This window comes from Streptomyces niphimycinicus (assembly GCF_018883605.1).
Classification (GTDB): domain Bacteria; phylum Actinomycetota; class Actinomycetes; order Streptomycetales; family Streptomycetaceae; genus Streptomyces; species Streptomyces niphimycinicus.
Map to the genome: position 1 here is coordinate 1 of NZ_JAHLEM010000771.1, position 8812 is coordinate 8812.

Annotated in this window: 10 protein-coding genes; 7 read left to right on the forward strand and 3 right to left on the reverse strand. The window is 72.3% G+C overall.

Annotated elements, in window-relative coordinates:
• The first annotated feature begins 329 nt into the window (after nucleotides 1-329).
• The 3 genes from KN815_RS42305 to KN815_RS42315 all read left to right on the forward strand — a co-directional run bounded on the left by KN815_RS42305 (nucleotide 330) and on the right by KN815_RS42315 (nucleotide 3627).
• The gene (locus KN815_RS42305; protein ID WP_216347083.1) at nucleotides 330-1175 is read left to right on the forward strand and encodes a GNAT family N-acetyltransferase; all 846 of its coding nucleotides are present in this window, start codon (nucleotides 330-332) and stop codon (nucleotides 1173-1175) included.
• A gap of 25 nt (nucleotides 1176-1200) precedes the next feature.
• Nucleotides 1201-1770 carry a GNAT family N-acetyltransferase gene (locus tag KN815_RS42310; protein ID WP_216347084.1) on the forward strand — a complete coding sequence of 190 codons (570 nt, stop codon included), beginning with the start codon at nucleotides 1201-1203 and terminating at the stop codon, nucleotides 1768-1770.
• 129 nt (nucleotides 1771-1899) lie between these two features.
• A complete protein-coding gene (locus tag KN815_RS42315; RefSeq protein ID WP_216347085.1) occupies nucleotides 1900-3627 on the forward strand; it encodes a proline--tRNA ligase in 1728 nt (575 codons plus the stop codon).
• Between the two features lie 539 nt (nucleotides 3628-4166).
• On the opposite strand, the gene KN815_RS42320 is transcribed toward KN815_RS42315, so the two are convergent.
• The 3 genes from KN815_RS42320 to KN815_RS42330 are packed head-to-tail and all read right to left on the reverse strand — an operon-like array spanning nucleotide 4167 to nucleotide 6357.
• Nucleotides 4167-5111, reverse strand: a complete 945-nt coding sequence (locus tag KN815_RS42320) for an aminoglycoside phosphotransferase family protein (protein WP_216347086.1) — start codon at nucleotides 5109-5111, stop codon at nucleotides 4167-4169.
• 49 nt (nucleotides 5112-5160) lie between these two features.
• Entirely contained in the window at nucleotides 5161-5664 is a 504-nt protein-coding gene (locus tag KN815_RS42325; protein WP_216347087.1) for a ferritin-like domain-containing protein, read from the reverse strand.
• Nucleotides 5665-5697: 33 nt separating this feature from the next.
• Complete coding sequence (locus tag KN815_RS42330; RefSeq protein ID WP_308403701.1) at nucleotides 5698-6357, reverse strand: hypothetical protein; 660 nt, start codon at nucleotides 6355-6357, stop codon at nucleotides 5698-5700.
• A 137-nt stretch (nucleotides 6358-6494) separates the two neighbouring features.
• On the opposite strand from KN815_RS42330, the gene rimP reads away from it, so the two are divergent.
• The 4 genes from rimP to KN815_RS42350 all read left to right on the forward strand — a co-directional run.
• Nucleotides 6495-7019, forward strand: coding sequence for a ribosome maturation factor RimP (gene rimP, locus KN815_RS42335; protein ID WP_216347088.1), 525 nt, complete (start codon nucleotides 6495-6497; stop codon nucleotides 7017-7019).
• A 2-nt stretch (nucleotides 7020-7021) separates the two neighbouring features.
• Nucleotides 7022-8014 carry a transcription termination factor NusA gene (gene nusA, locus KN815_RS42340; protein ID WP_216347089.1) on the forward strand — a complete coding sequence of 331 codons (993 nt, stop codon included), beginning with the start codon at nucleotides 7022-7024 and terminating at the stop codon, nucleotides 8012-8014.
• Nucleotides 8015-8111: 97 nt separating this feature from the next.
• Entirely contained in the window at nucleotides 8112-8399 is a 288-nt protein-coding gene (locus KN815_RS42345) for a YlxR family protein (protein WP_078644074.1), read from the forward strand.
• 158 nt (nucleotides 8400-8557) lie between these two features.
• The coding region (locus KN815_RS42350) for a translation initiation factor IF-2 N-terminal domain-containing protein (protein ID WP_216347090.1) at nucleotides 8558-8812 on the forward strand (255 nt) is incomplete at its 3' end.

Below are 8812 nucleotides of genomic sequence, written 5' to 3' on the forward strand. Positions count from 1 at the left end.
GGTCTCCATTAGCTGAGCCCCCTTTTTTTGAGGCTCGGTTCGCCTCCGGGGCGCTTCAGTCACTGTCGACGGTCGACCGTGCTCGGTCGCTCGTTCCTCGCTCCCTGCGCGCGCTCTCCCTTTCGACAGCGACGCGCCCCTTCGGCTCACTCGCCGGAAGACCTAAGCACCCGGTGCTCCACGGCGCCCTTCGGTGCATCCAGTTACCGTTGGGCGCCCCGGGGGCGCGACCGAGCCCTCGAAAACCCCCCTTCTGGACCTGCGCGATAGAGTCTGGAGAATTGACGTCCCCGGCCCGCAGGCCCGCACCACGTGAGGCAGACCGACACGTGCTGACCACGTCCACCACCAGGGTCCTCGAGCCCCATGAGCTCGACGCGGCCCTCGCGGTGCTGAACCGCGACCCTGTCTCGAACGCCTTCGTGGCCGCCCGCGTCCAGGTCGCCGGACTGGATCCGTGGCGGCTCGGCGGCGAGATGTGGGGCTGGTATTCCGGCGGACGGCTGGAGTCGCTCTGCTACGCCGGGGCCAACCTGGTGCCCATCTGCGCCACCCCCGAGGCCGTGCGCGGCTTCGCCGAGCGCGCCCGCCGGGCCGGCCGCCGCTGCTCCTCGATCGTCGGCCCCGCCGAGACCACCGCCGGGCTGTGGTCCCTGCTCGAGCCGAGCTGGGGCCCGGCCCGCGAGGTCCGTGCCCGGCAGCCGCTGATGGTCACCAACGCGGTGCCCGCCGACATCCCGCCCGATCCGCTGGTGCGCCGCGTCCGTAAGGACGAGATGGACGTGATCATGCCGGCCTGCGTGGCGATGTTCACCGAGGAGGTCGGCGTCTCGCCGCTCGCGGGCGATGGCGGGCTGCTCTACCAGGCACGGGTCGCCGAGCTGGTCACCGCCGGGCGCTCCTTCGCCCGGATCGAGAACGGCCGGGTGGTCTTCAAGGCCGAGATCGGCGCGGCCACCCCGCACGCCTGCCAGATCCAGGGCGTATGGGTCGCCCCCGAGTACCGTGGCCGCGGCCTCTCCGAGACCGGGATGGCGGCCGTGCTGCGCTATGCGCTGGGCGAGGTCGCCCCCGTGGTGAGCCTGTACGTCAACGACTTCAACACCGCGGCCCGCGCCGCGTACCGCCGGGTCGGCTTCCGGGAAGTCGGCGCGTTCATGAGTGTGCTGTTCTGATCGACGGCCAAGTAGGGTGCCGCCCATGCTGCATCTTGCCGGGGGGCGGACCCCGGAACCCGAAGACGTCGTCGTCGGGTCGCTCGACCTCGCCGCACGCGTGGACGAAGCGCTCGCCGTTCAGGCCGTCGCCTTCGGGCTGACGGGCGAGGAGATCGGCGTACGACGCCACATCGTGCTGCGCCATCTCAAGAGCCCCGGCGCCCGCGCGCTCGGCGCGACCACCCCCTCGGGGCGGCTCGTCGGCTTCGTCTACGGCATGCCCAACGACCGCACCCACTGGTGGTCCACGGTCGTCCAGCCGTATCTGCGCGCGGCCGGGCAGGACGACTGGCTGGACGACTCGTTCGTCATCACCGAGCTGCACGTCCACCCCGACTTCCAGGACCGCGGCATCGGCCGGGAGCTGATCACGACCATCACGGACGGCGCCGACCAGCCGCGCTCGATCCTCTCCGCCATCGACACCGAGAGCCCGGCCCGCGCGCTCTACCACTCACTGGGCTACCGCGACCTCGCTCGCCCCGTGCTCTTCCCGAGCGCCCCGAGCCCATACGCCGTGATGGGAGCCCCGCTGCCGCTGCGCCGACGCTAGGCCCGTGTCCGGCGGATCTTCGCGGGCCCGCGGCGCGGCCTGGGCACCGTCCGCAGCCATACGCATTTCCGGGAAACCGACCGGTGCGGCTAACCTCCTGAACATCCCATCGCACGCAGGAGAGACCCCATGGCCCACGCCGTCAACGTCCAGCGCTTGTCCACGACAATGCTGAAGACGCTGCGCGAAGACCCGGCGGACGCCGAGACCGCCAGCCATAAGCTGCTCGTCCGCGCCGGCTATGTCCGCCGCGCCGCCGCGGGCATCTGGACCTGGCTGCCGATCGGCAAGAAGGTCCTGGAGAACGTCTCGCGGATCGTGCGTGAGGAGATGGACGCCATCGGCGCCCAGGAGGTCCTCCTGCCCGCGCTGCTGCCCCGTGAGCCGTACGAGGTGAGCGGCCGCTGGGACGAGTACGGCGATCTGCTCTTCCGGATCAAGGACCGTAAGGGCGCCGACTACCTCCTCGGCCCGACCCATGAGGAGATCTTCACCCTGACGGTCAAGGACCAGTGCACGTCCTACAAGGACCTGCCGGTCATGCTCTACCAGATCCAGACCAAGTACCGGGACGAGGCCCGCCCCCGCTCGGGCGTGCTGCGCGGGCGCGAGTTCCTGATGAAGGACTCGTACTCCTTCGACACCACCGACGAGGGCCTCGCCGAGTCCTACCGGCTGCACCGCCAGGCGTACCAGCGGATCTTCCAGCGCCTCGGCCTGGACTACCGCATCGTCTCCGCGGTCTCCGGCGCGATGGGCGGCTCGGCCTCCGAGGAGTTCCTGGCCCCGGCGGCGGCCGGCGAGGACACCTTCGTCGACTGCCCGAACTGCGACTACGCCGCGAACACCGAGGCGGTCACGGTGGCCCTGTCGCCGGTGGAGGGCGCCGAGCACGGGCCCCTGGAGGAGCTGGACACCCCCGACACCCCGACCATCGAGAGCCTCGCCGAGTACCTCGGCGTCCCGGCCTCCGCCACCCTGAAGAACCTCCTGGTCAAGGTCGACGGCGAGATCACCGCGGTGGGCGTCCCCGGCGACCGCGAGGTGGACCTGGGCAAGCTGGGCGAGCACCTCGCCCCCGCCGTGGTCGAGCTGGTCACGGCCGAGGACTTCGAGGGCCGCCCCGAGCTGGTGCGCGGCTACGTCGGCCCGCAGGGCCTGGCGGGCAAGGCCCTGCGCTATATCGCCGACCCGCGCATCGCCCCCGGCACCGCCTGGGTGACCGGCGCCAACAAGCCCGACACCCATGCGCGCAACGTGGTCTGCGGCCGTGACTTCGAGGTCGACGACTACCTCGACGTCGTCGTGGTCGAGCCGGGCGACCCCTGCCCCCGCTGCGGTACGGGCATCGAGCTGGACCGGGCGATCGAGATCGGCCACATCTTCCAGCTCGGCCGCAAGTATGCCGACGCCTTCCAGCTCGATGTGCTCGGCCAGAACGGCAAGCCGGCGCGGGTCACGATGGGCTCGTACGGCGTCGGCGTCTCCCGCGCCGTCGCCGCGCTCGCCGAGCAGACCCACGACGAGTCGGGCCTCTGCTGGCCCCGCGAGGTGGCCCCGGCCGACGTCCACATCGTCGCGGCGGGCAAGGCCCTCCAGACCGAGCTGGCCCTCGACATCGCCGAGAAGCTGGGCACGGCGGGCGTGCGCGTCATGGTCGACGACCGCGCCGGGGTCTCCCCGGGCGTGAAGTTCACCGACGCCGAGCTGATCGGCGTCCCGACCATCCTGGTCGTGGGCCGTGGCGCCAAGGACGGCGTCGTCGAGCTGAAGGACCGCCGTACGGGGGAGCGCGAGGAGCTGCCGATCGACGAGGCGGTCTCCCGCCTTACCGCCATCGCCACCGCCACCGCCTGACGGGCAGGCCCGCACCGGCCGATCCCGGGAACCCCCCGGTCCCGCGCTCCGGCGCCCGGGGCTGTGGGTTGTGGGTTGTGGGTTGTGGTGTTGCGCGGCGTGGGCGGGTGCGGGCTTCGTCTCGCGCCTTCGGCGCATTTTGAGCAGCGGGGCAGGGGGCGCCGGGGCGCGGCGCCGCCTCCGGCCATCGGGCCCGTTGGTGCGGGCGCCGGTGGCGGCTTCCCCGCTCGCCGGCGGAGGTCCTCTCCGGAGTGGCAGGGGGTCCGGGTACCCCTCTGAAAAATGCTTGATCTGGCGCAACTAATACATCAAGCGATTTCGAGAGGGGTACCCCACCCCCCCGCTCTCCGGCATCGGCCCTGGCCCCCGGCCAGTGGCGCCGCCACCGGCGCCCGCACCAACGGCCCGGCGGTCGGCGACGTGGCCCGGCCCGGCACCCGCTGCCCCGTTGCTCAATTGCGCCGAAGGCGCGAGCCGAAAGCCGCACCCGACCGAGCCGAACGCCCCCGCCCAGCAAGGGGGTTGGGGGCGATGGTGTCTTACAGCCAGCCCGCGAACTCCAGCAGCAGCTCCGCCCGGCGGCGATCGCCCGCGGCGGCATGCCACAGGCCCGTCTCGACGGCGCGATAGAAGGACCAGCCCCGCAGCCGGTCGCGGTCGACCTCCAAGGCGTCCGCCAGCTTGCCGACCCGGCGGCGCGCGGCCGCGGCGGGGCCGGGACCGGCGGCCAGGTCCTCGCAGCGGTCGAGCACCAGCCGCGCCAGGTCGTACGCGCGCTCGCCCACGACCGGCGCCGGGCCCACCGCGAGCCAGGGTGCGCGCTCCCCGGACAGCACCTTCCCCTGTCGGAAGTCGCCGTGCAGCAGCACCTCCTCGGGCGGCTCGGCGGGCAGCGCCTCCCGCAGCTCCAGCGCCTCGTCGGTCAGCGGGCGGGCCTCCGCCGCCCAGCCCCCGGTGCCGAGCGTCCGCAGGGTCTCGCGCTCCTCCTCCGTACGCCCGGTGACCGACGCGAACGGATGTCCCTCGGGCGGCGGCACCCACAGCCGCCGTACCGTGCCCGCCGCCTCCAGCACCGCCTTCGCCTCGGGCAGCGAGCGCAGCGACACCGTGCCGCGCAGCCGCTCGATCAGCAGCGCACCGGTGTCCGGGTCGGCGCGCAGCAGCCGGGCCGCGCCCCAGCCGTCCCAGTGGGCGAGGGCGGCCCGCTCATGGTCGGCGTGTGGGCCGGGGACCGGGAACTTCAGCGCCGCCGGGGTGTCGTCCGCCTGCCGTACGAGCGCGACGAGTCCGCGGCGCCCGCCGGGCGCCGACACCCGCTCCAGGGTCAGCTCCCACGCGGCGAGCTGCCGCTCGACCGTCTCGGGCAGGGCGTCCAGCCAGCTCCGTACGGCACTCGCCGGGGTGTCGCTCAGCGCGTCCAGGAGCCGCTTCGGCACCTGGACGCGGGCCGTATCGTGGCCGCCGGGCCGCGGTGCCGATGCCATTCCTGAGCTGTCCCCTCCACCATCAATGACTTCACAGACCTCATCGGTCTCACACCCCGTCCGCCCCACCGCTGGCCGATGCCGACGGAGTGGCCGGTGCGGCGCGTTCGGTGAGCCCAGGGAAGGCTACGCCGCCGCCCCGCCAGCGCACCGCCCGGACCGCCGCCTCCCGCAGCGCCCCCGCTGCCTGGCGGCGCAGGGACCCGGTCGAGGCCCGGACGAGGTCGGCGTAGACGGCGGCGACCCGGTTCTCCAGCTCGGCCGCGAGCCGCACCGCGGCGGGTGCGTCCGGCACCGCGAAGGGCAGGGCGTAGGCGGGCGCCGCGGCCTCGGGGCTGCCGTCGAGGCCGCGTACGGTGCGGGCGAGGTCGTCCCGGCGGGCGCGGTGCGCGGCATAGCCTTCGCGCGCCTCCGCGAGCCGGTCGTCGCCGATCCGCCCGCCGACGACGCCGTACCCGTACACCGCGGCGTGCTCGGCGGCGAGCGCCGCCTGTGCGGCCCTGAGCGCCGCGGCGCGCTCGCCGACGGCCGATCGGCCTGTTCGAGAGGCCATGTCAGTACCCCTTCCCGGTGGTCCCGAGCGTGATCACGAATCCGTGCCGCGCTGGGTGAGGAGATACACGTGGGCGGCGCCGCAGGCCGCGACGGAGGCCAGCAGCCGGGCCAGCTCGGGCGGCGCGGTGGCGAGCGCCGCGGTGCGGGTGTCGGCGGTCTGGCGCTCGGCCTGGGCGAGGGCGGACAGGGCCTGTTTCTCGTCCTCGGGCACCTTCGGCACCCGCTGCCCGCCCGCGGAGGGCGAGCGCGAGGCGGTCGCGGAGGGGGAGGCGGAATGGTCCTTGGTGGTGAAGGCCGCGACATGCCGGGCCGTCTCCTCCCGCAGCGGCGCCAGCCGCTTCGCGAGGTCGGGGTGCGCGTCCACGGTCGCGTCGTAGCGTGCGAGGAGTGCGGTGGAGTCCCGCGCGCCCCGCGCCCGCAGCAGGGCGCCGGCCGCCTCGCCGCCCGTGTCGCGCCGGGGCTCGGCATCGTCGGAACAGCCGCTCAGCAGCGCGACCGCCCCCAGCGCTCCGCCGCCCAGCAGCAGACTCCGCCGCCGGGGCACCGCGACGGCGCGCGCCGAGGACTCGGCGGACGCCGGGGAGGCCGAGGACTTCGCGTCGGATGCGGGTGTGGGAGGAGGTGGGGGAGTCGTGATCGACACGTTCCTCTTTCCGGGCTGCGGCCGCTCCCGGCCGCCGGTAGTGATCACAGCAGGCGAGCGTACCCGCGCGGAGCCCTTCTGCCCGGCAGCGGCCACCGAATCGTCAGCCCGCCGCCGGAACAGATAGGCTTTGACCTGACACGCGACCTTCCCACAACAGCACACGCGGCCGAGGAGTCACCCGGATGAGCACGACCCAGAGCGAGAGGCTGCGCGGACTGCTGGAACCGCTCGTCAGCGCGCGAGACCTGGATCTGGAAGAGGTCGAGGTGACACCGGCTGGGCGGCGGCGTGTGCTGAGAGTGGTCGTGGATTCCGACGACGGCGTCCAGTTGGACACGTGTGCGGAGCTGAGCCGGGACATCTCCCAGACCCTGGACGACACGGACGCGATGGGCCAGGTCCCGTATGTCCTCGAGGTCACCTCGCCCGGCGCCGAGCGCCCCCTGACCGAGCCGCGCCACTACCGCCGTGCCACCGGCCGCCTCATGCGGGCGCGGCTCACCGACGACGGCGAGCTGGTCGCCCGGATCGTCTCGGTGGACGACGAGGGGCTCGATCTGGAGGTTCCCGGTGTGAAGGGGCGCAAGCCCACCGCCAGACGGCTTGCCTTCGAGGAGATCTCCAAGGCCCGGGTGGAGATCGAGTTCAACCGCAAGCCCGGGGAGAAGACCGCGGGCGAGGACGACGAGAGCAAAGAGGAGGCGTAGCCGTGGACATCGACATGAGTGCCCTGCGGGGTCTGGTGCGAGAGAAGGAGATCTCCTTCGACCTGCTGGTCGAGGCGATCGAATCGGCGCTCCTCATCGCCTACCACCGCACCGACGGCAGCCGTCGCCGCGCCCGGGTGGAGCTGAACCGCGACACCGGCCATGTGACCGTATGGGCCCGCGAGGACGCCGAGGATCTGGAGGAGGGGCAGGAGCCCCGCGAGTTCGACGACACCCCCTCCGGCTTCGGCCGGATCGCCGCGACGACCGCGAAGCAGGTCATCCTCCAGCGGCTGCGGGACGCCGAGGAGGAGATCACCTTCGGCGAGTACGCGGGGCGGGAGGGCGATGTCGTCGCCGGCGTCGTCCAGCAGGGCAAGGACCCGAAGAACGTGCTGGTGGACATCGGCCGTCTCGAGGCGATCCTGCCGGTGCAGGAACAGGTCCCGGGCGAGGACTACGCACATGGCACCCGGCTGCGTACGTACGTCGTACGAGTCGTCAAGGGCGTGCGCGGTCCGTCGGTGACTCTTTCGCGTACGCATCCCAATCTGGTCAAGAAGCTCTTCGCGCTCGAGGTGCCGGAGATCGCCGACGGTTCGGTGGAGATCGCGGCGATCGCCCGCGAGGCGGGCCACCGCACCAAGATCGCGGTCCGCTCCACCCGCGCGGGGCTGAACGCCAAGGGCGCGTGCATCGGCCCGATGGGCGGCCGGGTGCGCAGTGTGATGGCCGAGCTGCACGGCGAGAAGATCGACATCGTCGACTGGTCGGACGACCCCGCTGAGCTGGTGGCGAACGCGCTGTCACCCGCGCGGGTGAGCAAGGTCGAGGTGGTCGATCTGGCGGCCCGCTCGGCCCGGGTCACCGTGCCCGACTACCAGCTCTCCCTCGCCATTGGCAAGGAGGGGCAGAACGCCCGGCTGGCGGCCCGGCTGACCGGCTGGCGGATCGACATCCGGCCGGACACCGAGCAGTCGGGTGATCAAGGCTGATTCAGGCCGGATCCGGCGGGATCCGGCCTGAAATCGAGTGACCATTCGATCACTCCCCCCAAGGGGTGGGGTCGGTACGGGGAGGTAGACTTAAGCAGTGTCTGGCCGCACGCGCGCTGGTGCCTGCCCTGAGCGAACCTGTGTGGGATGCCGGGATCGGGCGGCCAAGAACGATCTGCTGCGCATCGTGCTGGTCGAGGGTGTTTGTGTCCCCGACCGGCGCGGTACGCTCCCCGGTCGGGGTGCTTATGTTCACCCCACACGGGTCTGCCTTGACCTGGCGGTTCGCCGCCGGGCCTTTTCCCGGGCCTTCAGGGGGCCGGGGGCACTCGACACCACGGCGCTCCGCCGGTTTGTCGAGAAGGGTGAGCAGGCGACACCCTGAGTAAGTAGTTGGAAGAGAACGGCACGGGACACCGTGCGGTCAGGTACCTCGCGAGTCGGAAGTAGGTCGAGATTGCGATGAGCACTCGATGAGTACGCGATGAGTACGCCCATGAAGTAGCGACGGTCCGGCGACAACCCGGACCTAAAAGGAGCGAAGTGGCTAAGGTCCGGGTATACGAACTCGCCAAGGAGTTCGGAGTTGAGAGCAAGGTCGTCATGGCCAAGCTCCAAGAACTCGGTGAATTTGTACGTTCGGCGTCCTCGACGATCGAGGCGCCGGTTGTGCGCAAGTTGACTGACGCATTCCAGGGTGGCAACGGCTCCGGCCGTGCCGCCGGCAAGCCCTCGGCGCCGCGCAAGGCGACGCCCAAGCCGCCGACCCCCGGTCCGGCGGCCGCGGCCCGTCCGGCC